The organism is Leifsonia sp. 2TAF2 (assembly GCF_052115085.1).
GTDB lineage: Bacteria > Actinomycetota > Actinomycetes > Actinomycetales > Microbacteriaceae > Leifsonia.
The window spans coordinates 623,888-646,574 of the sequence record NZ_JBFRFY010000001.1; the positions used below are offsets into that span (position 1 = coordinate 623,888).

General features: G+C 67.6%; 25 protein-coding genes. 13 read left to right on the forward strand and 12 right to left on the reverse strand.

What is annotated here, in order from left to right:
* Positions 1 to 32 precede the first annotated feature (32 nt).
* Complete coding sequence (locus tag AB4Z18_RS02945) at positions 33 to 518, forward strand: hypothetical protein (protein WP_441781209.1); 486 nt, start codon at positions 33 to 35, stop codon at positions 516 to 518.
* A 164-nt stretch (positions 519 to 682) separates the two neighbouring features.
* Complete coding sequence (locus AB4Z18_RS02950; RefSeq protein ID WP_441782964.1) at positions 683 to 1,894, forward strand: DUF445 domain-containing protein; 1,212 nt, start codon at positions 683 to 685, stop codon at positions 1,892 to 1,894.
* Between the two features lie 45 nt (positions 1,895 to 1,939).
* Here AB4Z18_RS02950 and AB4Z18_RS02955 read toward each other — a convergent pair whose 3' ends face one another.
* The gene (locus AB4Z18_RS02955) at positions 1,940 to 2,491 is read right to left on the reverse strand and encodes a TetR/AcrR family transcriptional regulator (protein WP_441781210.1); all 552 of its coding nucleotides are present in this window, start codon (positions 2,489 to 2,491) and stop codon (positions 1,940 to 1,942) included.
* Positions 2,492 to 2,571: 80 nt separating this feature from the next.
* On the opposite strand from AB4Z18_RS02955, the gene AB4Z18_RS02960 reads away from it, so the two are divergent.
* Both AB4Z18_RS02960 and AB4Z18_RS02965 read left to right on the forward strand, forming a co-directional pair.
* Positions 2,572 to 3,477 carry an alpha/beta fold hydrolase gene (locus AB4Z18_RS02960; RefSeq protein ID WP_441781211.1) on the forward strand — a complete coding sequence of 302 codons (906 nt, stop codon included), beginning with the start codon at positions 2,572 to 2,574 and terminating at the stop codon, positions 3,475 to 3,477.
* A gap of 292 nt (positions 3,478 to 3,769) precedes the next feature.
* A complete protein-coding gene (locus AB4Z18_RS02965) occupies positions 3,770 to 4,075 on the forward strand; it encodes a hypothetical protein (protein ID WP_441781212.1) in 306 nt (101 codons plus the stop codon).
* 1,533 nt (positions 4,076 to 5,608) lie between these two features.
* On the opposite strand, the gene AB4Z18_RS02970 is transcribed toward AB4Z18_RS02965, so the two are convergent.
* The 6 genes from AB4Z18_RS02970 to AB4Z18_RS02995 all read right to left on the reverse strand — a co-directional run bounded on the left by AB4Z18_RS02970 (position 5,609) and on the right by AB4Z18_RS02995 (position 11,013).
* On the reverse strand, positions 5,609 to 6,277 hold the full coding sequence (locus AB4Z18_RS02970) for a GAP family protein (protein ID WP_441781213.1): 669 nt from the start codon (positions 6,275 to 6,277) through the stop codon (positions 5,609 to 5,611).
* A gap of 81 nt (positions 6,278 to 6,358) precedes the next feature.
* A complete protein-coding gene (locus AB4Z18_RS02975; RefSeq protein WP_441781214.1) occupies positions 6,359 to 7,123 on the reverse strand; it encodes an amino acid ABC transporter ATP-binding protein in 765 nt (254 codons plus the stop codon).
* A 62-nt stretch (positions 7,124 to 7,185) separates the two neighbouring features.
* Entirely contained in the window at positions 7,186 to 7,977 is a 792-nt protein-coding gene (locus tag AB4Z18_RS02980) for an amino acid ABC transporter permease (protein WP_441781215.1), read from the reverse strand.
* 36 nt (positions 7,978 to 8,013) lie between these two features.
* On the reverse strand, positions 8,014 to 8,892 hold the full coding sequence (locus AB4Z18_RS02985; protein WP_441781216.1) for an ABC transporter substrate-binding protein: 879 nt from the start codon (positions 8,890 to 8,892) through the stop codon (positions 8,014 to 8,016).
* Positions 8,889 to 10,049, reverse strand: a complete 1,161-nt coding sequence (solA, locus tag AB4Z18_RS02990; protein WP_441781217.1) for an N-methyl-L-tryptophan oxidase — start codon at positions 10,047 to 10,049, stop codon at positions 8,889 to 8,891. The genes AB4Z18_RS02985 and solA overlap by 4 nt, the downstream gene beginning before the upstream one ends.
* 175 nt (positions 10,050 to 10,224) lie before the next feature.
* Positions 10,225 to 11,013, reverse strand: coding sequence for a DeoR/GlpR family DNA-binding transcription regulator (locus AB4Z18_RS02995; protein ID WP_441781218.1), 789 nt, complete (start codon positions 11,011 to 11,013; stop codon positions 10,225 to 10,227).
* Between the two features lie 144 nt (positions 11,014 to 11,157).
* Between AB4Z18_RS02995 and AB4Z18_RS03000 the strand changes: the two genes are divergently transcribed.
* The 4 genes from AB4Z18_RS03000 to AB4Z18_RS03015 are packed head-to-tail and all read left to right on the forward strand — an operon-like array spanning position 11,158 to position 15,527.
* Positions 11,158 to 12,204 (forward strand): 1-phosphofructokinase family hexose kinase, encoded by a 1,047-nt coding sequence (locus tag AB4Z18_RS03000; protein WP_441781219.1) that lies wholly within the window; start codon positions 11,158 to 11,160, stop codon positions 12,202 to 12,204.
* A complete protein-coding gene (locus AB4Z18_RS03005) occupies positions 12,201 to 13,619 on the forward strand; it encodes an FGGY-family carbohydrate kinase (protein ID WP_441781220.1) in 1,419 nt (472 codons plus the stop codon). Before AB4Z18_RS03000 ends, AB4Z18_RS03005 begins: the two co-directional genes overlap by 4 nt.
* A gap of 43 nt (positions 13,620 to 13,662) precedes the next feature.
* Positions 13,663 to 14,697: an aldo/keto reductase gene (locus AB4Z18_RS03010; RefSeq protein ID WP_441781221.1), complete on the forward strand. Its 1,035-nt coding sequence runs from the start codon at positions 13,663 to 13,665 to the stop codon at positions 14,695 to 14,697.
* Positions 14,694 to 15,527, forward strand: coding sequence for a class II fructose-bisphosphate aldolase (locus tag AB4Z18_RS03015; protein ID WP_441781222.1), 834 nt, complete (start codon positions 14,694 to 14,696; stop codon positions 15,525 to 15,527). Before AB4Z18_RS03010 ends, AB4Z18_RS03015 begins: the two co-directional genes overlap by 4 nt.
* A 51-nt stretch (positions 15,528 to 15,578) precedes the next feature.
* On the opposite strand, the gene AB4Z18_RS03020 is transcribed toward AB4Z18_RS03015, so the two are convergent.
* Entirely contained in the window at positions 15,579 to 15,998 is a 420-nt protein-coding gene (locus AB4Z18_RS03020) for a RidA family protein (RefSeq protein ID WP_441781223.1), read from the reverse strand.
* A gap of 67 nt (positions 15,999 to 16,065) precedes the next feature.
* Entirely contained in the window at positions 16,066 to 16,479 is a 414-nt protein-coding gene (locus tag AB4Z18_RS03025; protein ID WP_441781224.1) for a winged helix-turn-helix transcriptional regulator, read from the reverse strand.
* A gap of 177 nt (positions 16,480 to 16,656) precedes the next feature.
* Between AB4Z18_RS03025 and AB4Z18_RS03030 the strand changes: the two genes are divergently transcribed.
* From AB4Z18_RS03030 to AB4Z18_RS03045, 4 genes are all read left to right on the forward strand, one after another.
* Positions 16,657 to 17,286, forward strand: coding sequence for a TetR/AcrR family transcriptional regulator (locus tag AB4Z18_RS03030; protein ID WP_441781225.1), 630 nt, complete (start codon positions 16,657 to 16,659; stop codon positions 17,284 to 17,286).
* A 12-nt stretch (positions 17,287 to 17,298) separates the two neighbouring features.
* Positions 17,299 to 18,270: an SDR family NAD(P)-dependent oxidoreductase gene (locus AB4Z18_RS03035; RefSeq protein WP_441781226.1), complete on the forward strand. Its 972-nt coding sequence runs from the start codon at positions 17,299 to 17,301 to the stop codon at positions 18,268 to 18,270.
* Between the two features lie 83 nt (positions 18,271 to 18,353).
* A complete protein-coding gene (locus AB4Z18_RS03040; RefSeq protein WP_441781227.1) occupies positions 18,354 to 18,767 on the forward strand; it encodes a VOC family protein in 414 nt (137 codons plus the stop codon).
* Between the two features lie 94 nt (positions 18,768 to 18,861).
* Positions 18,862 to 19,296 (forward strand): SRPBCC family protein, encoded by a 435-nt coding sequence (locus AB4Z18_RS03045; protein ID WP_441781228.1) that lies wholly within the window; start codon positions 18,862 to 18,864, stop codon positions 19,294 to 19,296.
* Here the strand turns inward: AB4Z18_RS03045 and AB4Z18_RS03050 are convergent.
* Positions 19,293 to 19,505 carry a hypothetical protein gene (locus AB4Z18_RS03050; RefSeq protein ID WP_441781229.1) on the reverse strand — a complete coding sequence of 71 codons (213 nt, stop codon included), beginning with the start codon at positions 19,503 to 19,505 and terminating at the stop codon, positions 19,293 to 19,295. The two genes, AB4Z18_RS03045 and AB4Z18_RS03050, sit on opposite strands and share 4 nt — an antisense overlap.
* Positions 19,502 to 20,170 (reverse strand): RNA polymerase sigma factor, encoded by a 669-nt coding sequence (locus AB4Z18_RS03055; RefSeq protein WP_441781230.1) that lies wholly within the window; start codon positions 20,168 to 20,170, stop codon positions 19,502 to 19,504. The genes AB4Z18_RS03050 and AB4Z18_RS03055 overlap by 4 nt, the downstream gene beginning before the upstream one ends.
* A 128-nt stretch (positions 20,171 to 20,298) precedes the next feature.
* Here AB4Z18_RS03055 and AB4Z18_RS03060 point away from each other — a divergent pair, with 128 nt between their 5' ends.
* The gene (locus AB4Z18_RS03060) at positions 20,299 to 21,447 is read left to right on the forward strand and encodes a lactonase family protein (RefSeq protein ID WP_441781231.1); all 1,149 of its coding nucleotides are present in this window, start codon (positions 20,299 to 20,301) and stop codon (positions 21,445 to 21,447) included.
* Between the two features lie 172 nt (positions 21,448 to 21,619).
* Here AB4Z18_RS03060 and AB4Z18_RS03065 read toward each other — a convergent pair whose 3' ends face one another.
* Complete coding sequence (locus AB4Z18_RS03065) at positions 21,620 to 22,612, reverse strand: AraC family transcriptional regulator (RefSeq protein WP_441781232.1); 993 nt, start codon at positions 22,610 to 22,612, stop codon at positions 21,620 to 21,622.
* Between the last annotated feature and the right edge of the window lie 75 nt (positions 22,613 to 22,687).

A 22,687-nucleotide genomic window follows, 5' to 3' on the forward strand; every position in this document is an offset into this window, starting at 1 on the left:
CGGTCACCCTGGAGCGGGCACTCGAGGAGGGCATGCTCCTCACCGACTTCGCGGTACGGATGACCGTTCGCAACGCCATCGTCACGGCGATGCTGACCGAACCGGGCGCGGTGTTCGCGCCGGACGTGTTCGTCGGGACATCCCGCCGGGCCCTGCTCGGCCTTGCCGAGGAAGCAGATAGCGCGGAAGCGCGGATGGCGGCGGAACGCCGACTGGCCACGGTTCTCGAGGGTGAGCCGGAACACTCGCACGATTATCGCCCTGCCGATGCGATCAACCTGGGTCGCAGGGAAGCGCTCGCGCGAGCGACCGCCGATGAGCTGAGGCGGCGGTCGGAGGACGCCGCCTTCCTCACCGCGGTGGTCGAAGCCGCCCGCGCCGAGGCGTGGGATGAGGTCTCCCGGGAGATCGAGCTTCGGATCGACCGCACGTTCACCTCACCGGACCCGGTCGGGATGGATCAGCGGCTACAGGAATTGCGTGCTGACTTGCGCCTGCTGATGCCGCCCGAGAGCTGAGGGCCGTCTGCCGCAGCCTCCCCGCGTAGTCTGCAGGGCGAGGACCAGACGGAGGAGGAACACGACGTGTGCGCAATCGTTAAGTGGGCGCGGCAGGCCGCATTCGAGGCGGTCGCGTGACCGCCCTCCCGACCGATGCAGAGCGCCGTGTCGCACTGCGGCGGATGAAGGTGCTCGCGACGAGTCTGCTCGCCCTAGCCGCCGTGGTCTTCGCCGTGGCGTTCGCGCTGCAGGACCGCTACCCCTGGCTCGGGTATGTGCGCGCCGCGGCCGAGGGGGCGATGGTCGGCGCTCTCGCGGACTGGTTCGCGGTGACCGCGCTGTTCCGGCATCCTCTCGGGCTGCGCATCCCGCACACCGCGATCATCCCGAACCGCAAGGATGAGATCGGGGCGAGCCTGGGGGAGTTCGTGGAGACGAACTTCCTCTCCGACGACGTGGTCGCCGGCAAGCTGGGGACGATCGACCTCGCCGGTGCTGCCGCCGACTGGGTCACCCAGCCGCGGAACGCCCGCCGGGTGGTGGCGGAGTCCGCGCAGGGCGTGACGGGGCTCGTCGCCCTCCTCGATGACGACCGGATGCGGGAGGCTGTGGAGGCGGTCGTGCGCACGCACCTCGTCACGCCGCTGTGGGGTCCGCCGCTCGGACGGCTCGGCGCGCGAGTGCTCGAGTCGGGGGGCCATCGTGAGGCGATCGACCTGCTGCTGGACCGGCTGGACGAGTGGCTTGCGGCGAACCCTGAGGCGTTCGGGCCGATCGTGTCGCGGCGCCTCCCGTCGTGGCTGCCGTCGATCGTGGATCGCGTGATCGACGAGCGCCTCCACGCCGAAGCGCGCCGCTTTGTTCGGGACGTGCGCGACGATCCCGACCACCGCCTGCGCCGCTCGCTCGACGCGTACCTCACCGAGTTCGCCGACCGGCTGCAGCACGACGACGCGACCATCGAGCGGCTGGAGGCGGCGAAGGGACGCGCGTTCGACGACCCCCGGATCCGCGAGCTGGCCGCCTCTGCCTGGGGCGCCGCACGCACCGCCGCTATCGACGCGCTCTCCGACGAGGACGGTGAACTGCGGCAGCGCGCGGAGGCGTTCGTCGTCGACGTCGCCCGGCGCATCCTCGCCGACGACGAGCTGCGGGCGTCCCTCAACACGCGACTGACCGACGCCGCGCTGCACCTCGTGACGAGCTACCGCAGCGACATCTCGCACGTCATCACCGAGACCGTGCAGTCGTGGGACCCGGCCGAGACCACCGACAAGATCGAGACCCAGGTGGGACGCGACCTCCAGTTCATCCGCATCAACGGGACGGTGGTGGGCGCGCTGGCCGGGCTCGCGATCTACAGCGTGGCGACGGGCGTCGCTGCATTGCTCTAGGTCGCCCAGCTCTGTTCGCCTACGCCCTTGAGCGTCGGATGACGGTTACGCCCGCGCGAGTGCGCGCACGGTCCGCTCGATAATCGGTCTCAACTCGAGTCCGGGGTCGACGGTGAGCCGGTGCAGCATCAGCCCGTCGCAGAGTGCCATGAGCGCACGGGCGCTGGGGACAGGGTCGAGGATGCCAGCCGCGCTCACCAGCTGGTCCGTCCAGCGTTCGAACTCGTGCCGCTGCCGTCGCAGCGGCGCCGTGAGCTCTAGGTCGGACGCGAGTTCGACGAAGAGGGCGTAGCGCGCTCTCGTGCGCACCGCGAAGGCCCCAGACTGCAGTTCGACCATCGCACAGAGGCCATCGATCAAACCGTCCGAGCCGCGCGCGACGGAGACACCGGAGGGGTCGAAGTCGGCACGCTCGCTCTCCGCCATCCAGTCGACGATGCCTGCGAGCAGCGATCGGCGGGTTCGGAACCAGTTCGAGGTGGAGCCGGCCGGCAGTCCCGCGCGGGCGTCGACGCGCGCGTGGCTGAGCGCTCGGACTCCCTCTGTCCCGAGCAACTCCACGGCCGCGCTGAGCGCGCGTTCCTTCGTCGTGGGCATTTACACCTCTCGCTCGTTCGCCTACTATGAACATAGTGGTACTACGAACATAGTATTCGCATCGTGCGCAAGGAGGCGTCATGGACACACCCGAGGTCCGGGAGGTGGCTACCCGATCATCGAGCTGGTTCCCGCCCATGTTGGACGCACCTGGTTTCGAGCACCTCATCGTCGAGTCGCACGGAGCGCGCATCCACGTCGCCACCATCGGCGAGGGCGATCCTGTCGTGCTCCTGCACGGATTCCCCGCGCACTGGTGGCAGTGGCGCGACATCGCTCCGGTCATCGCCCGCGACGGCTATCGGGTCATCTGCCCCGACCTGCGCGGAACCGGATGGACGGCGGCCGACGATCCGCGCATCGAGCGCGAGACCCACCATCAGGACCTGCTCGCGCTGCTCGATGTGCTCCGAATAGAGCGAGCGCGCATCCTTGCCCACGACCTCGGTGCCATCAGCGCGAACCAGCTCGCGTACGCGCATCCCGAACGCGTCCGTTCTCTTGTCCAGCTCTCGGTTCCGCCGATGTTCATGCCGTTCAGCCTGAAACTCGTCGGCGGCTTCCGCCACATGCCTGCGCTCCTCTGGCACCGCCGCGGCCGCTCGCTCGCGGGGCTGTTCGATCCCAGCCACATCGCTCACCCGCTGCCGGACGAGACGATCGCTGCCTACCTCTCACCGATGGTCCGTCCCGAGGTCGACGGCGCCGTTCGACGGCTCTTCCGCCACATCGCCATTCCGGTTTCGATGCAGCTCGCGCGAGGGACCTTCGCCCGGCAGCGACTCCTTCCGCCGACCCTCGCGGTGTTCGGCCGGCGCGACCATCCGTGGGACGAGCCGTTGATCCGCCGCCTCTGCGGCGACCTCTCGCGCCACGCCGAGCGCTACGAACTGGCGTTTGTGGACGACGCCGCCCACTTCATCACGGACGACGCGCCGAGCGAGGTCGCCGCGCTGGTGCTCGACTGGCTCGAACGGACGACGTGACTGCCGACGCTCGGTCCAGACCGACCAGCGTCTCTTCGTAGGGGGTGGGTGAAGATCTCAACAATGACGGAAGCGCATCAACCCGTCGACGCCATGAACGAGCGCCGGAAACCGGTTCGACGTTCCCCGGCCTGACACACGAGAACTGAATCCACCCAGGTTCGTATTCCTTAAACTAATACTGAACGTTAGTCAGAATGACGGCGAGGCGGAGTAACGGGCCCAAACAGGCCTCTTGTCGAGACATCCTCAGATTTAGTACAATGTGGTCAGCCAATGTGAGGAGATCACAATGAGCGCTTTGAGCGTGGCTGGCAGCGGGGCCCTTGACGCCGTGAATGCTTTACCGGACGCGGACAAGAAGGCCGTCGTCGACCAAGTGCATGAGGCCAATCCGGGCCTGTTCCCCAACACCGAGCGCGCAAAATTTTGGCTGTGGCTCACCATGCTGATCGGAGTCCTTGTGCTGGGGATCATCTCCGTTCTGGCGGCGCTGCTGCTCTCCGGGAGTAAAGGCGATGCTACGCCTGCTTGGGTGCTGGCCACTGCCGCCCTAACGGGAGTCATCGGCCTATTCGTGAAGAGCCCTACTAATTGAAGCGAACGCTATCTAGATTGGGCGAGACCCGCATCGAGAAGGTGAGAAAGGCCTTTAGGCCGTCTGAAAGTTGACTCGTCCTCCATCCTTTCGTCGGCCGCGTTGCCGCATAGAGTTCGGCCATGTCGAGTGAAGAAACAGGGGCGGCCTCAGACAATCCCCCCTATGCCGCCTTGGGAAGGATGGTCTCCGTCGTTCGGGTTCTCGAGAACGGTGCGTACGACGTCGCTCGTGCGCTCGGGGTCCTTGATCCTGAGATGCGGCAGCTGTCCGGCGTACTCGGAGAAGCACATCGTCAAGCGCGCGAGGGTCTTCCGCCATGGACGCGTGCCTTGACTGTGAAAGATGTCGAGTCGTGGGTCCACGAAGTGGACGGGATACTCAAAGACCGCAATCGGTACGTCCACTGGCGCAGTTTAAAACGCGCTGAAAGCGGCGGAATGGTTGGATATCAGCGATCCCTCCGCGATGGGCGAGAACAAGCGGAGTCTGTCGCCGATCTGCAAGCACTTACCGCGCGGGCAACGTCCTCAATGAATGACACGTCTCGGCTTCTCCCCGAGCTGCTTTTTCAAATCCGGCCCGGTGTCTATCACCCTCACCCATCTCTCGCGAGACCGGGCGAAGAGTGGTCGCCACTCGTATACTTCACTGGTGGCAAATGGCCGGACCGGCCGACCGAGACCGAACTTGACAGCTGGTTTCGCGATCTCACCCAAGCTTCCCCTTTCGAGTGGGCGGACTGGCCACGAGCAAGGTACGAGACTCAAGCGCTCGAGCGCCGACGTCGACGGCAGAACTAGCTCCAGCCCTGCGGCCATCGAAAGTGTTCTAGGGCTGATGACTGCGAGCCGCGATGTAGGCGATTGGCAGACCAGCGAGGGCCGACCTTGCTTGCCCCGAGGTCCAGCAGACTGATGGACGCACCGGTAGCGGTGGCCCATCTCGAAGGTGGCGGTTCGATGTCCGGTCGAAAACGGCTCGTGAGGATGCGGGCGCCGCTCATCGGCCCTGGCTGCGCCGGCCAGCTGGCGAGATCGTACGTACCGCTTCGCGCGCGTACTGCTCTTCCCGGTCTCGTGGGCGATCGGTATCTACCACTCCCCTTCGAATGGCGGTACGCGCGACGCTCGGCTCGCTCAACGCGGCCTTCCCGTTAGTTCTCGCGGCGGTGGTCGTCGTCACGGTGGTTAGTGCAGCGGAGGCTTCGAGACAGCATCCGGCGCTCCCTGTCCGATCGAGGTTTCGAGTCCTTCGCACGACCGACCATTCTCACCTTGCTCTCTGTCGTTGCTGAACGACTCGGGTGTACTGCAGGAATTGGCAGCAGAGATCCAAAGTGAGGCACGCGGATTCACGTGCATAGGCCGCAAGCCGCGCATCATTGATCGCGGCTATCAATCGTTGCGGCATGCATTTTCCCTTTAACTGCGAAAGCCCCACATGATGTGGGGCTTTCGCACTAGTAACGAACAGATCCTGTCTGCCGTTGTTCAGTGCTGAGATTAGCACGAACGTTCGCGCGTTCTCGGGTCAGAACCGGGTGAGGCCGTTCCCGATGATCACCGTGCCGATGACCGCCGCGACGACGATCGCGATCGTCGTGTCGTTCCGGAGGAGCCACTGCTGGGTGGAGGCGAGGGCCGGGCGGGCCTTGTCGGGGCGGATCAGGGCGAACAGTGCCGGCGCGCCGACGGTGCTGCCGCCGATCAGGACGTACACCGCGATGGCGATGACGTCCTCCGACACGGGAAGCTGCGCCGGCCCGATCACGAGGCCCGCCGCGACGGCGAGAAGGATGGACTTGGGCCGGATGTTCAGGGCGAGGCCCAGTCCCAGCGCGGGCACCGAGCGCATCCTGCCCAGGGCCGACATCCAGCGGGGGACCGACTCGCTTTCCGCCGCCTGCGGGTGACGGCGCACCTCGATCACCGCGTACACGAGAAGGGCCACGCCGATGATGATCTCCAGCACGCCGACGACGGGCTCGGGTCCGGTGGAGGTGTTCGCCGGGATGGCATGCAGGAAGATGGCGAAGAGCGACGTGATCACGACCAGCCCGGCGACGTAGCCCACGACGAAGAGGGTGGGCACCAGCGGCCGCGTCGACTCCAGGAGCAGCACCAGCACGGCGAGGATCGGGACAGAACTGAGCGCGACCGCGACGGCCAGCGGCAGCAGTTCCCCGATCACGGTCAGCATGCGACTCCTCGCGACCGAGAGTACGGCAGTGCCGCCGCTGTGGACAGGCAATCCCGTCCCGAGCGTGAAAGCGCTGACGACTTAGAGCACCTGCGAGAGGAAGCGGCGCAGCCGCTCGGAGCGCGGGTGGTCGAACAGATCGGCCGGGGCGCCCTGCTCGACGATGACGCCGCCATCCATGAAGACCACCCGGTCCGCGACCCGGCGGGCGAAGCCCATCTCGTGCGTGACCACCACCATCGTCATCCCGGCCTTGGCCAGGTTGGTCATCACATCCAGGACGCCCTTCACGAGCTCCGGGTCGAGGGCGGAGGTGACCTCGTCGAACAGCATCAGCTCCGGGTCCATCGCGAGCGCACGGGCGATCGCCACCCGCTGTTGCTGGCCGCCCGAGAGCTGGGCGGGACGCGACTGCGCCTTGTGCTCGAGGCCCACGTCGGCGAGCCGTTCCATGGCGATCCGGTCCGCCTCCTGCCTGCTGATGCGCTTCACCTTGCGGAGGGAGATGGTCACGTTCTCCAGCACAGTCATGTGCGGGAAGAGGTTGAAGCTCTGGAAGACCATGCCCATCCGGCTGCGCACCGCGTCGATGTTCGTCTTCGGCGACGTGATCACCTCGTCGTCGACGATCACGCGGCCGGCGGTGGGCTCCTCCAGCCGGTTGAGCAGCCGCAGCAGGGTCGACTTGCCCGAGCCGGAGGGGCCGATGATGCAGACCACCTCGCCCGGTTCGATGCTGAGGTCGATGCCCTTGAGCACCTCCACCGGGCCGAACTGCTTGTGGATGCCCTCCACGGTGACGCGTCCGGCTTTCACCTCTGCTGGTGCCGTCGTCTGCTGCTGCATGTCGTTCGTCCTCGGTCGTCGTGTCTGAGTGGTCGTCGTGTCGGGCCGGAGCTCCGTCTGGGTCATCGCTGCGCCCCCTGCACCGGTTCGGCCGGCGTCGCCGCGACGGCTCCGGTCGTCAGGTTGGCGGCGTCGTGCTCGCCGGTCATCGCGTTCTCGGGACGCCGGCCGGTCTTGAAGCGCCTGTCCATGTAGTTGACGACGTAGGTCAGCGGGATGGTAATGATGAGGTACATGATCCCGGCGGCCACCAGTGGCGACAGGTTTCCGGTCTGCTGGGCGGCATCCTGCCCGATCCGGTACAACTCGCGCTCGGAGACGGTGAAGCCGAGCAGGTAGACGAGGCTCGAGTCCTTGATCGTGGCGATGAACTGGTTGGTCAGCGCCGGGAGCACGTTGCGGATGCCCTGCGGGATGACGATGAGCCGCATCGCCATGCCGTGCGGCATCCCGAGCGCCCGGGCCGCCTCCAGCTGTCCGGCGGGGAGCGCCTGGATGCCCGAGCGGAAGATCTCGGCGATGTACGCGCCGGCGATCAAGGCCAGCGTGAGGATGCCGTACGGGTACGAGCTGTCCCCGAAGATCCGGACGCCCATCAGGGGGAGCCCCTGCCCGAGCAGGAAGATCGTCAGGATGACGGGGAGACCTCGGAGGAGGTCGACGTACACCCGGGCCGGGATCCGCAGGATCGCACGCTTCGACATGCTCGCCAGGGCGACGAGGATCCCGACGAGGCTCCCCAGGATCATCGCTCCGATCGCGAGGATCAGGGTGTTGGGCAAGCCCACGAGGATGAGGTCGGGCAGGATCGCCGTGATCTGGTCCCAGTTGAAGAAGCTGTCGATGATGTTCATGATCGTTCCCTTGGTCGGCCCGGGTGTTCGGCGGGACTACTCGACGGAGTACTTGTCGGACGGGTGGGCGGCGTAGTACTTCTTCAGCCAGTCGATGACGGGCTGGCTCGGGTCCGCCGGGTTCCACTTGTCGAGGATCTTCTGGGTGGTGCCGTCCTTGAGGAATCCGCGCAACTGCTCGTTGAGCGCGACCCGCAGGTTGGTGGCCTTCTTGTTGAGGATCCAGGCGCCGCCGCGGTCCTCCGGGTTGACCGCCGAGAGCGCGATCTTCATCGGGAACTGCTCGGTGTACGCCTTCGCCGACTGCGGGTCGACGAGGATGGCGTCCAGGCCACCGCCGGAGAGCGCGAGACGGGCGGCGTTGTTCGAGGGGAACGTGACGATGTTCGACTTCGTCCAGTACTTCTGGGCGTACTCGAGCGCCTGGCTGGACTGTAGGATGCCGATCTTCTTGCCGGCGACGTCGTCCTCCGTCTTGATCTTGGATCCCTTGGGCACCACCAGAGCGTTGTTGCCGATGATGTCGGGCAGCGTGAAGTCGACGGTCTTGCGACGGACGTCGGTGTCGGCGATCGACCCCATGGTGAGGTCGGCCTGGCCGCTGGCGACCAGCGGGATGAGGGTGTCGAAGTCGTGCGCCGTGATCTCGACCTTCAGGCCGAGGTTGTCGGCCGCCTCGGTGACCAGCGCCACATCGACACCGGCCCACTTCTTGTCCTTGATGTAGGCGAACGGGGTGAGGTCGCTGCTCGTGACGATGGTGAGGACGCCGGGCTTGACCGTCTCGTACTTCGAGGTCTTGCTGTCGGCGGACGCGGAGGATCCCGCGCCGGAGCCGCTCGAGCACGCGGTGGTGGCGAGCAGTGCGCCGGCCAGGACGGCTGCCGCGAACGACGCCTTCGTGAGTCGCTTCATTTCGTTGCTCCAATGCTGATGGTTTCGTTGGCGAATCGATCGGGGGAGAAAATGCTGAGGTCGGCCTCGGACGTCCCGGTCAGCGCAAGCTCCGCGCCGACGTCGCCGACCGCGGCCGACATCTTGAAGCCGCGGCCCGAGCAGGCAGAGAGGACGACCAGGCGCGGGTGCTCGGCGGGGATGCCGATGGTGAACTCCTCGTCGGGCGTCATGGTGATCATGCAGCCGCCGGAGTGGACGGGGACGGGGTCGAGGTCGGGGAGCGTCTCGGCGACGAACGCCCGCACCCGGGCGAGCTCCCAGTCCTCCACCTCCTTCCTGTTGGCGGAGGGGTCGACGATCTCGTAGCCCTCGGTGAAGTCGAGCCCGATCTTGACGCGGAACTCGTCGAACTCCGGCAGGCCCCAGCCGGTCTCGCCGACGGCCTCGTGCGTGAAGGCGGGGAAGGCCTCCGGCGTGAAGAGCGCCTCCTTGCCGGGCTTCGGTGCGAACCAGGAGAGCGTCGCCCGTCGGGGCGTGAGCTCCAGGGGGAGGAAGGGGAGCAGCTGACGCTGCCAGGCGCCGGCCGCGACGATCGCCGTACCGACCTCGTAGGTGCGCTCGGCGGTGACGATCAGCACCGATTCGTCCTGGGGGATGACCTCCAGCACCGCCGCATCCACCACCCGGGCACCGTGCGCCTGAGCGAGCTTCCACTCGGTGCGGATGGCGAGTTCTGGCTGGATGTAGCCGCTCGCCGGGTCGATCACCGCGATGTCGCCGGCGGTCACGACGTGCTGGGGGAAGCGGCGGCGCACTTCGTCCTCGTCGAGGTACTCGAGCGGGAGCCCGGTCTCGGCGGCGACCTTCTCCAGCCCGGCGATGAGCGGGCTGTCCGGCTTGCCGATGGAGAGGCCGCCGGTCATGTGGAGGACGGACTCGCCGCTCTCCTCCTCCAGTTCACGCCAGAGGCCGGCGGCGCGCTGCGCGAGCGCCGACTCCTGCGGGCCCTGCGGGGTGACCGACTTGAACACCCGCGAGTACCCGTGGGAGGAGCCGCGGTCGTGGCCGGAGCCGAACTGCTCGAAGCCGATCACCTCCGCGCCGCGGGCCGCCGTCCGCCAGAGCGCAGCGCTCCCCGCGGCTCCCAATCCGATTACGCCTACCTGCGCGTCCACTTCGCTCCTCACTGAAAACGACCCGGTTCTGCTCCGGGTCGAGCCCCGATGGAGGGGTCGGCCGCGAAGTAACGGAAGTCAATCACAGCGAAGCGGAAGCAGTCAAGCGCAAATGGGCGGGTAATCAGAACGTAACAAACCGTCCCGCGACGAGGGGAATGACGGCGGGCGTCGGTCAGACGCGGACGACGCGGCCGATCGCCGACTCGAGCTCCGCCGCCTGCTGTGCGGAGAGGCCGGTGTCTGTGAGCAGGAGGTTGATGTCGCTCAGCTCGCCGTAGCGGCAGAAGGAGACACGGCCCACCTTGCTGTGATCGGCGAGCAGCACGCGGCGATTCGAGCAGCTGAGCGCGGCGCGCTTCGTCTCCGCCTCCGCGATATCCGGCGTGGTAAGGCCGCGCTCCAGGCTGAGCCCGTTGGTGCCGAGGAACGCCACATCAACGTAGAGGTCCTGCAGGTTCCGGATCGCCAGCGCATCCACGCTGCCGAGGGTCACCGAGCGCACCCGGCCGCCCAGGATGACCACGGTCGCGGCGGTCGAGCGGGTCGCCAATTGCTGGGCGATCGGGAGGGAGTTCGTGACCACGGTTACCGGTAGATCCGCGGGAATCAGCTCCGCGAAGTGGGCGGTGGTCGTGCCGGCCTCGATGAAGATGACGCCTCCGACGGGGATCTCGTCGAGCGCCGCGCGGCCGATCCGCTCCTTCTCCGCCGTCCACTCGGTGCGCGCTGCGATGCCGGGCTCGAACACCGGAGTCTCGACCGGGATACCCCCGCCGTGGACGCGCTGGATGAGGCCGTCGGACTGCAGGGCGGCGAGGTCCTTCCGTACCGTCTCGGGCGTCACGGAGAGGGACTTCGCCGCGGCGTTCACCCGCACGCGTCCCTGCTGGCGCGCCGTCTCCAGAAGCAGTCGCTGCCGCTCCGGGCCCGAAAGTCGCTCGCCGTCGTCCTCGGCCGCCATGTCGCCTCCCTCATCCGCCGCCGCATCGGTGGCAGCGCGCGAAACACATCTTACGGTTTTGGTTCGTCCTTGACGGTTCTGTTCGATCTGTGCTTTGCTTTGTTTGCTTTGGAATACGGCATGGGCATGGCAGGGAGGCGAGGCATGACGGATCTCGATCGGCACGACGCGACGGAGAGTGCCGCCGACCGCGACCGTCTGCACCCCGGGATCCTCGTCGTAGGCCCCAACCCCGCGATGGACCGCACCGAGGAGATCGAGGACTTCCGTCCCCACGAGGTGAACCGCGCAACGGTCAGCAGCCCGCGCGCCGGCGGGAAGAGCTTCATCGTCGCCCGTGCCTTGCGCCGGCTCGGCAACCCGGTCAGCGCCTACGGCTTCCTCGGAGGCGCGACCGGTCAGTACCTGCGCGACGAGTGCGCGAAGCTCGGGATCCGCGACCGCCACACCGAGATCGACGACGACACGCGCATCAACACCATCCTCGTGGATGAGCGCACGCGGCTCTCGACCGTCATCAACGAGCCGGGGCCTGTCGTCTCACCCGCCGAGACCGTCGCCCTGACCACCGCCGTCGCGGACGACCTGCGGGCGGGGGACCTCCTCATCCTCACGGGCAGCCTCCCGCGAGGAACCGGCGACGACCTCTACGCCCGGCTGATCGAGCTCGGTCGTTCGCGCGGAGCGAGGGTGATCGTGGATGCGGAGCGAGCGGCGCTCGTGAGTGCCGTGGCCGCCCGGCCCTGGGCCGTGAAGTGCAACCTCCACGAGTTCCACGGCATCGCGCCGGACGCACCCCGTGACCTGTTCGACGAGACGGATCGGGTGCGACTCGTCGCCGCCATGCGGTCGACCGTCGATACGGGCGTCGCGCTCGTCGTGGTCACCCTGGGGGCGGAGGGGCTGGTGGCCGTGACGGCGACCGACATCCTCCACGTCGAGGCAGCGATCGTGGAGACGAAGAACGCCACCGGGTCTGGGGACACCTTCCTGGCCGGATTCGCATCCGCGCTGTCGGCCGGCGCCGACCTGCCCGAAGCCCTCCGCTTCGGGGCCGCCGCCGCGAGTGCGAACGCGGCCGTGCTCATCCCGGACATCGGGCCGGACCCGCAGCTCGACGACCTGCTGGCGCGCACGCACATCCGGTCGGAACCGCTCGGACACGTCGAGAAGCTGGGTGTGCGTCGATGATCTTCCTGGGCGTCGACATCGGGACGACGCGCACGAAGGTGCTGCTGTACGACGCCGAAACGGGGGAGCGCCGTGTCGTGGCGCGACCCACGCCGGTCACGACGTCTGCGGACGGCGACCTCCGCGACGCCGATGAGACGCTCGCTGCGGTCGTCGACGGCATGGGGGAGGCGGTCTCCGCGCTGAGCAGCGCAGAACGTGCGCGCATCACCGGCATCGGCGTGACGTCGCTCAGCGAGGAGATGGTGCTGCTGGATGCGGCGGGCGCCTCCCTCGGGCCCATGCCGACCTGGTACAACCAGTCGCTCGGCGGTGAGGCCGCGGCGGCGGCAGGGCTCGATCCCTCGTTCTCCTGGGCGAAGCTCCACTGGGCGTTCGAGCGCATGTCGGGCGTCGCATCCGGTCCCTTCGCCGACGCGGATCCTGCGGAGGTCATCACGGTGACCACCCTCAACGGCTACGTCGCCGACCGCCTGGCCGGTGCCGGCCGCTTCGCCGTGGACCACTCGCACGCCTCGCGCACCGGCTTCTTCGACGTGCGCGCCGCACAGTGGCAGCCCGAGGTCTTCCGCCGGACCGGGTGGTCGGAATCGCTCCTCCCTGACCTCGTGCCCACCGCCACCTCGATCGGAGTGCTGGCCTCGGGCCTCGCCGAGGAATGGGGCCTTCCGGAATCGCTTCCGATCACACTCGCCGGGCACGACCACTTCTGCGGCGCCTACGGGATCGGAGTACGCGGCGACGGTGAACTGTACGTGTCGGCCGGCACCTCGGAGGCCCACTGCCTGATCGTCGACCGAATGCCGGACGGGCCACTCCCTGCGGACGTGGGGGTCGGCCGGTTCGTGGATGGGACGCGCTTCTACCTGCACCGCCAGCTGCCCTCCGGCCACCTCTACCGGCACTGGCGCCAGCTGCTCGGACTCGAACAGGAGACGGCCGCGCAGGAGGCGACTGCGGTCGCCGCCCGCCCGATCGGCTCTGACGGGGCGGTGCTCGTGCCGGGGTTCGGCACGGACACCCGCAGCTGGCTGCTGGGGGTGCCGGCGGATGCGGATGAGCACACGATCCTGCGGGCGCTGTTCGAAGGCCTAGCGTCTGCCGCCCTGCACGTCGACCGCGCCCTCACCGGCGTCTCGGGGGCGGAGGTGACCGCCGTGCTCGCGGCTGGCGTCCCCTGCCAGAGCCCTGCCTGGCAACAGGTGCGGGCCCACCTCACCGACGCACCTCTCTCCATCAGCCACGAGGCGGAGGCGCCCGCCCTCGGCGCCGCACTGATCGCCCAGTCGGCCGTGTCCGGGACGCCCGCGCCAGTACAGCCGTCGACCCTCGTAGACCCCGACCCTGCACTGCTTCCGGCCTACCGGAGCGTCTACGACCGGTTCGAGCGTGCGCTCGCCGCCGTCGCGGGCTGAGCACCGCATCCACCCCGCACCACCACCTCCGAAGGGAACCGCCATGCCATTTTCACGCCCAACGTCGCTGCCGACGCGCCGCCTCGGCACCACCGACCTCGAGATCACCCGCGTGGGTTTCGGCTCGCTTGCGATGGGCGGAGCGCAGTGGGTGTCCGGCCGGGGTGAGCAGAGCGAGGCCGACTCCGTGGCCAGCGCCCGAGCCGCCGTCGAGGCGGGCATCAACTGGATCGACACGGCTCCGGTTTACGGCCGCGGACTCGCCGAGGAGCTGGTGGGCGGAGTCCTCCGCGACTTCCCGGCAGCGGACCGGCCCCTGATCTTCACGAAGGCCGGTCTCGGTTGGGACGATGACGACCCGCGCGGCGAGCCCGTCCGAACCGGCGACCCGCTGCGCATCCGTCGCGAGGTGGAGGACTCCCTGCGCCGGCTGGGCGTCGAGCGTATCGACCTCTACCAGATGCACTGGCCGCCACTCGACCGCCACAGGGTCGAGGACTACTGGCCGATCTTCGCCGAGCTGCGCGACTCCGGGAAGGTTCGCGCGATCGGCCTGTCGAATCACAGCGTCGCCGAGCTCGAGGCCGCCGAGCGGATCGCGCACGTCGACTCGATGCAGCCCCCGTTCTCAGCGTTGAGCCGGGGAGCCGCCGCAGACGTCATCCCCGCCTCCCTCGCCAACGGCACGGGTGTCCTCGCCTACGCTCCGATGGAGTCGGGGCTCCTGACCGGCGCCTTCACGGCCGAACGGGCGGCCTCGCTGTCCGACACCGACTGGCGCCGCACCAGCCCCGAGCACACGGGTGAAGGCCTGGCGCGCAACCTGCGGGTGGTGGATGCGCTCGCCGCGGTCGGCGCGCAGCGGGACGTCTCCACGAGTGCGGTCGCCGTGGCCTGGGCGCTCTCCTTCGAGGGTGTCACCGGTGCGATCGTCGGGGCCAGGAAGCCGGAGCAGATCGACGACTGGATCGCCGCGGCATCCCTCGACCTCACCGCCGACGAGCTGGAGGCGATCGACCGGTTGATCGAGGCGTCCGGCGCCGGCACGGGGCCGGTCCGGGCGCGGGTGCGCGCATGAGCCTGGTCACGCCGCACGAGCTGCTGCTCGGCTCGCCGGAGCCGACGGCCGTCGCAGCGTTCAACGTCATCCTCCTGGAGCACGTCGAGGCGTTCCTGGCAGCGGCCGAGGAGCGGTCGACAGGTCTCATCCTGCAGCTCTCCCAGAACGCGGTCCGCTATCACGGTGCCCTGGCGCCCTTCGGTCGGGCGCTCCTCGAGGCCGCGCGGCGCTCGTCGGTCCCGGTCGCAGTACAGCTCGACCACGCCGACGACATCGACCTCATCGGGGAGGCCGCCGCCCTCGGCTTCACCTCGATCATGTTCGACGGATCGCGGCTCGACTTCGCCGAAAACCTCGCGCGGACCGCCGCGCTGACGACGGAACTCCACCGCTCGGGCATCTGGGTGGAGGCCGAGCTGGGCGAGGTCGGCGGCAAGGACGGCGTCCACTCGGCGACGGCGCGCACCGACCCCGCCGAGGCGGCTGCCTTCGTCGCGCAGACGGGTGTCGACGGTCTCGCCGTCGCGGTCGGCAGCTCGCACGCCATGACCGAGCAGTCCGCATCCCTCGACCTTGAGCTGGTGCGGGTGCTGCGAGACCAGGTTCCCGTCCCGCTTGTCCTGCACGGGTCGTCTGGCGTCGGCGACGAGGTGGTGCGCGACGCCTGCCATGCCGGCATCCGCAAGGTGAATCTGGGTACGCGGTTCAACGTGGTGTTCACCGCGGCGGTGCGCGATGCCCTGGCCGCGGACGCGTCGGTCGTCGACCCGCGTCGCTACCTCGACCGCGGTCAGCGGGCCATGGCGACCGAGGCCGCGCGGGTGCTCGATCTCCTGAACCAGGGGTGAGTGGCGCAGCGGACTGGCGAGGCACTTGGTCGATCGGGTCGGCTCCTACGATCACATGCTCGGCACGCGCGCGATTACTTTGATTTCGAAATCGAAGCCGGCGAGCCAGCTGACCCCGACGGCGGTCATGTTCGTGAACGGAGCGTGTGGGAACTTCTCCCTTCTGACGCGTGATCTAATCCCTGCCTGAACTCCCGCCTCCTCAGCTGTTTGATTCAGCGGGACTGTGTGGAACACGGTGACGTCTACGATGTCGTCGAATGTGCATCCCCCCGCCGCGAGCGTCGCTTCCAGATTTTCGTACGCGAGGCGAACCTGGGACTCGTAGTCTGGCTCGGGTGTGCCGTCGCGCAGGCTCCCGACTTGCCCGGAAACGAACAGCAAGTCGCCTGAGCGGATCGCCGGCGAATATCCGTGCTTCTCGTTAAGAGCAAGATTGTCCTCAGGGAAAATAGCTTCGCGATGCGGCATGGAGTAGTCCTTCCAGTAAGCCCGTCGGGCGATGGCTGATCGTGTTCAGCAAGCGGTTGTGGTCGCCTCAGTCGATCGGGCGGCCCTCGACCAGCACGACGTCTTGCTCGCTGACTACACGTCCACTGTCGGAGACATAGCGCAGCGTGACGGGCTCATCGGTGCTCCGCTCGACCGCGCGCATCGGGCCGCTGTCCGGGCGGTGCTGGTCGCCCCACTGCATGAGGGCGACAACGACGGGCACAAGTTCGTTGCCGATCTCCGTCAGGACGTACTCGTCCCGCGTCCGCTTGCCCGCCTCGGCGTACGGGGTCTTGGCGAGGATGCCGAGACTTACGAGGCGTTTGAGGCGGGCGGCGACCGTCGCTTCGTTCAAGCCGGTGCTCACAACGAAATCATCGAAGCGTCGTGTCCCTTCGGCTGCGTCGCGCAGCACCAGAAGGGACGAGAGCGGGCCGAGCGCGTCGAGAGTCTTCCGCACCGAGCACCCATTTGCGGAAAGGGGCGAAGCCTGCGTCATGGCGAGATCTTACACCTGACTCTAAACAGTTCAAGTCAGCGCGGGATGCAAGTCAGTTAGTTGCCTGACTTGCTACGCGTCCACCCGGAGTCTATGGTTGAGACAGCTCTTAGTCAGTCAACTAACCCAGAGGTCCGAATGGTTTCCGATACAGCTCAAATCGACCGCGACGCGATGGTGGATGCAAAGCCACTCAACAAGCGGGATCGATTGGTCTCCGGCGCCCGTCGGGTCATCTACGAGCGAGGAGTGGAGCGCACCTCGCTGGCTCACGTTGCAGAGGCGGCGGGCGTGCCTGTCGGCAACATTTACTACTACTTCAAGACCAAGGACGATCTGGTGGCTGCCGCGGTCGCCGCCCAATCCTCGGAAAGCATCCAATTGTTTCAACGGCTCGAGCAGCTGGGAACGCCAACCGAACGCCTGCACGGCCTCCTGGACGTGCTTGTCGAGGTCGGTGGTTCCGTCGCCGAGTACGGCTGCCCTCTTGGCACGCTGTCCGCCGAACTGGACAAACGCAACGGCACCATGGCAAGCCCGGAGAGCCAGCGATTGCTGGTACCGATGATCGACTGGGCAGAACAGCAGTTCGCGGACATGGCATGCGCCGATGCCCGCCAACAGGCGATCACGCTCATCGCCGCGTATGAGGGTGCAGCTCTCCTGACTCACTCTCTGCGCGACCCCGACGTGCTCAGAAGCCAAATGCATCAGCTTCACGTTCGGGTCGACGAGCTCAACGCCTCACTGGCGCAGACAGATCGATAGAGAGGGAACCCGTTGTCCACCTACGAAAAGACAATCCTCATCACGGGCGCAAACTCCGGCATCGGCAAGGACGTGGCCCGCCAGCTGGCGGAACGTCCCGACTACGGACGCATCTACCTGGCATCCCGCGACATGACCAAAGGACACGCAGCGCTCGAGGAACTTCGGGGTCTCACCGGTCGCGACATCTTCACAGTCGTGCCGCTCGATCTGCGGGACCTGGAGTCCGTCCAGCGCCTGACGGACCAGCTCCCGGGACCGTTGAACGGGGTCGTGCTGAACGCCGGCGGGTTCGGCGGACCGACGCCGGCCGCGCTCGCCCCCACCGGCGTGACGGAGATGTTCGCCCAGAACGTGCTCGGCCATGTGGTCCTGTTGGAGACATTGCTTTCGCGGGGTGCGGTGACCGATGTGGCTGTGTTGACGGGAAGTGAGGCAGCGCTTGGTTCTCCCCGGATCGGCATCGCCAAACCCACCTTCGGCGACCACAGCGTGGATGAGTTCACGTCCGTCATCGACGGCTCCTGGTTCAGCGATCGCAAGTACAAAGTGAGCCTCGCATACGGTCAAGCAAAGTATCTCGGCGCACTATGGATGGCGTCGCTCGCTCGCCAACACCCGGGGCTGCGACTTCTCACCATGTCCCCCGGTGGTACTGCGAACACCGAAGGCGCACGCGACATGGGATTTCTGGCCAAGACTTTCATGAACAAGGTCTTCTACCCGGTGTTGGCTCCCACGTTCGGATTCGCCCATCCGCTCCCCGTCGGCGCAGCTCGGCTAGTGAAAGCCGTCAGCGACCCGACACTGACCAGCGGAGCCTTTTATGCGAGCGCCGAGGGCAAGCTCGTGGGCAAGATCGTGGATCAGGGAGAGTTCGAGCCCAGCTTGCGTGACCCGCTCATCCAAGACCACGCTTCTGAAGCCATCCACACGTTCGTGCCCCAGAAGTATCGGGTAGGCACTCACGAGGGCTCGGCCTGACAAGCAGCTCGCTCCTTCACAGGCGTCCTCGCACCAATGCCGGCGCCCCACCGCAAGACGAACAACAGATCGGAAGCATCGTCATGGCAGATTTCCCGGCCCCCAGCGAAGGCATCGTACTCACCCACTTCATCGTCTCCAGCGACATCGACCGCTCCGTGCGGTTCTACTCCGACGTTCTCGGAGGGGAGGTCGTGATGAGTGGCGGCGGCGGACCGAGCATCGTCCAGCTCGCGAACTCGTGGATCATCATCAACGTCGGCGGGGGGCCCACTGAGGACAAGCCGACCGTCACCCTCGAGGTACCGGCCGACCCGGATGTCGTCAGCGCATTCCTGAACATCCGCGTCGCTGACATCCAGAACATTTACGAGACGTGGTCCGCTCGTGGAGCGAACTTCCTCACCCCGCCTATGGACCGCGGCGGCGAGATCCGCTGCTATGTCCGCGACCCCGACGGGCACCTCATCGAAGTCGGACAAGCGGTCGGCCGCTGACTGCACAGACGGCGACACCAGTTCCACGCCGTCGGCAAAAGCTTCTTTGCAGGGGCGCTGCGCCGCAGCCCTGTGCAGGTGTAGGACTGGTCCCATGGTCCGGATCACCAACAGCATCGACATCGATGCGCCGGCACACGAGGTGTATGCCGCGCTCCGCACCGTCGATGCGTTCCCGACCTGGCTGGGCAACTCGATGGTCTACCACGGGACGCGGACGGCGGGTTCGGTCGCAGATTCCTCCGGCCGCTACGAAGACTCGACGATGCTCGGACGGATGCGCGGCGAACTGATCGAGGACGTGCCCGATCACGCGCTCCAGTTCCACCAGCGCCGGCCGTCGGGCAGTCTCGACGCGTTCATCCGCTACGACATCGACGACACCGGCACCGGAACGCATCTCACGCGCGTCGGTGAACTGACCACCCACGGGATGCTCCGCGCCGTGCAGCCCATGCTCGTGCGGATGGCGGCAGCGGAAAGCGCGCGAACGATGACGGCGCTGAAAGCGCACGTCGAGGCACACTAACGCGAGAGCGCCGCCAGCAGTCCCGTGAAGTCCTCGTTGCACGCATCGCAGCCCGCGAGGTGCGCGGCGATCCGGGGGTAGCGAGCAGCCGCATCCACGCCGGAGAGGACGAGTTCGGCGAACACGTGCATGAGCGACATGGTCTCCGCACAGCCCGAATCGGCCGGGTCGGTGTGCAGGAAACGCTCGAGGCGTTCTCGTGCGCTCATGTCGTCTCCGTCCCGCCGTCGTCCAGATAATGATTAGTGACAAGGTAGCCCCGCAACTTCCGTCGCGCGTCGAAGAGCGTCTTATAGAGGGCGCCACGGGTGGTCTTGCGAGCCACGGCCAGCGCGTCGAGTGGGATGCCCTGCACCACTACCGCGAGGAGCACCTCGCGTTGCCGTCGGGTGAGGACCGTCTGGATGCCGGTGCGGAGCGCGGTGAGCAACTCGTCAGCGATGCCCGCCTCCTCCGGCGAGATGCCGAGGCGGTCCGGAAGTCGATCCCATCCGGTGGAGTCGAGTGACACGGCGGGATGCTGCCAGAAGTGGCGACCGACCTTGCTCGACACTTCGAAGACGGCGAACGTGTAGGCCCAGGTGGTGAAGCGACTCTCACCCCGGAACTCGTGGAGGCGTCGGATCACCCCGATGGCGGCGTCGGCCGCTGCCTGGTGCGCGATGTCATCCAACTCCGGTCCGGAGAACGGGAGCGACACGGACCGTCGCCGGACCTCGCCCTGCGCGACCCGGAGGAGGAGCGCATACAGCCGACCCTCGGCATCCCGCTGCACTGCGCCGCCCGCGGTGAGCGTGCGCCGCCAGTGGTCGGTCTCCGCACGGACGTCGCTGGACGGCTGCCACCGCTCGGGGCGCACGTCACGGTCATCCATGAAGCCGATGCTACGGCCAGTTCGGTAAGCATCCGCAGCGGCCCGTCACTAACCGGGGGAGCGCCACTGCGCACGAGGCGCTCGGCAACCGATGTCCTATCGGAGACCGAACGATCGAAGGAAGAATCATGAGAACCGAATTCCGTCTCGCTGTCGCGGCCGCAGCCGCCCTCGCAGCGACCGCGCTCTTCGCCGGACCGGCGATCGCGGCACCGGCGCAGTCGAACGCCGAACCGTTGAACACGAACCATTCGACATCAGCCGTCTTCGTGCAGACCGATGGCCTCGCCGGCAACGCCGTGGTCGCCTACGACCGGGCAGCCGACGGGAGTCTGCATCAGGCCGGCACCTACTCCACCGGGGGACTCGGCGGCGCCCTCACGGGGTCGGTCGTCGACCATCTGGCTTCCCAGGGATCCCTCGTCTACGACCGGGGGCTGCTTTACGCGGTGAACGCGGGCAGCAACACCGTCACCGTCTTTGTTGTCCATGGGGACCGGCTGTTCCGGCTCGAAGTGCTGCCCTCCGGCGGTTCCTTCCCGGTGAGCGTGACGTCGCACGGCGGCCTCGTCTACGTGCTGAACGCCCGCGCGGGCGGGACGGTCCAGGGCTATCTGCGGGTCGGAGACTTCCTCGTCCGCGTTCCGTCCTGGAACCGGTCGCTCGGGCTCGACCCGACGCAGACACCCGAATTCACCCACACGCCGGGACAAGTGGCGTTCACGCCGAGCGGCTCCCAGCTCGTGGTGACCACCAAGGGCAACGGAAGCGCGATCGACGTCTTCGCGGTCAACCGGTTCGGCGGCCTGTCGCAGACCCCGGTGGTGACTCCGGAGCCCGGCGCGGTGCCCTTCGCCGTGGCTTTCGACGCCGCCGGCCACCTGGTCGTCGCCGAGGCGGGGACGAACGCGGTCGCGACGTTCGCGATCCAGCCCACGGGAGCCGTGACGCCGATCGCCTCGGCCGCGACCGGACAGGCGGCCACCTGCTGGATCGCCGCCGACGGCGCACACTTCTACGCCTCCAACGCCGGTAGTGCGACCCTGTCCGGGTACACGGATGCGGGCAGCGGCGCGCTGACGGCGCTCGGCACGACCCCGACCGGACCGGGCACGGTCGACGCGGCGGTCTCCTCGGACGGCCGCTTCCTCTACGCCCAGACCGGTGCGAACGGAGGCGTCGACGCCTTCCGGGTCAACGCCGACGGCAGCCTGACCTCGGTCGGCTCGGTCGTCGTTCCCGGCGCGGTCGGCGGGGAGGGCATCGCGGCGCTCTGAGAGCGAGAGGTGACCGGTGGTCAGCGGGCGCCGGGCGCCCGCTGACCACGGTGAAGGTGTAGTCGGTGACCTTGTACGGGGTGGCGAGCACGGTCCCGCCGTCCGCCTTCGTGATCGCCCGACCGGACGGCAGCGACTGGCACCTCAGAGCCGGGGGCCGGTGTCACTCCCGCTACGCGCGGGGCGACCGCATCGTGTCGGACGGGCGCTCCGAGAACTGTTGTTGGTAGGCCGCCGCGAACCTTCCGAGGTGGACGAAACCCCAGCGGGTCGCCACTTCTGTCACGTGGACCGTCCCCGGCTCCGCCGACGCCAGCTCGTCGTGCACCCGTTCCAGCCGGAGGCGTCGGAGGTACGCCATCGGTGTGGTGTCGAGCGACCGCCGGAACCCGTCCTGCAGGCTGCGTACGCTGACCGAGACCCGCGCCGCCAGCTCGCCCACGGTCCAGGGATGCGCAGGGCTGCTGCGCAAAAGCTCCACCGCCCGTGAGACGGGCCGTGTCCCGCTGGCCGGCGCATGGCCGGTCAGATCGGCCCAATAGTTGTGGGGCTGCGCGAACAGCAGGCTGTGCACGAGCACCTGCTCCAGCCGCTGGGCGGCCAGCGGATGCCCGAGCGGTCCGCACTCGCGCTCCGACGCGTCGTCGATCAGCTGCAGGGCGTGCAGCAGCATCTGCGCTCCCGGCGTCGCCAGATCGAATTCGGCGCTGAACTCGAGTGGCCGGCCGAGCTCCTCGCCCAGAAGGTTCGCCATCTCGAACTGCAGCGACTCCCGGGGGAACATGAGCGACAGCTGAGCGAACTGGTCCCCGCATTCGAGCTCTACGGGCCGCCCGGGCATGAAGACGCCGGCCGCCCGCTGAGTTCCGTAGACCGGGGGACCGAGCGCCGCGCGCATCATCACCCGCCCCACCGTCGGGATGTCGACGTGGTAATTCTCGGCTTCCGCCGTCTGGATGCGCACCGCATCCCGGAACCGCATGTACCCGCACGTGACCTTTCCGACCCGCACGGCGTTGAGCTCCATCGCCATCGTTGTCGGCGTGCACGCTGACGGGAAATCGACGGGCAGGAACACATCGCTGAGCGCCTCCCGGGCCTCATCGACGCCGCGCGTCGATGCGATACGACGGCTCGCAAACATCTCCTCGGCCTCCCATCGCATGCCGGGATTCTACGTGCGGCATATGGGGGCGCCGCCCCGTTCGGTGCGCAGATCGGACGTTCGTGTGCGTTCGCC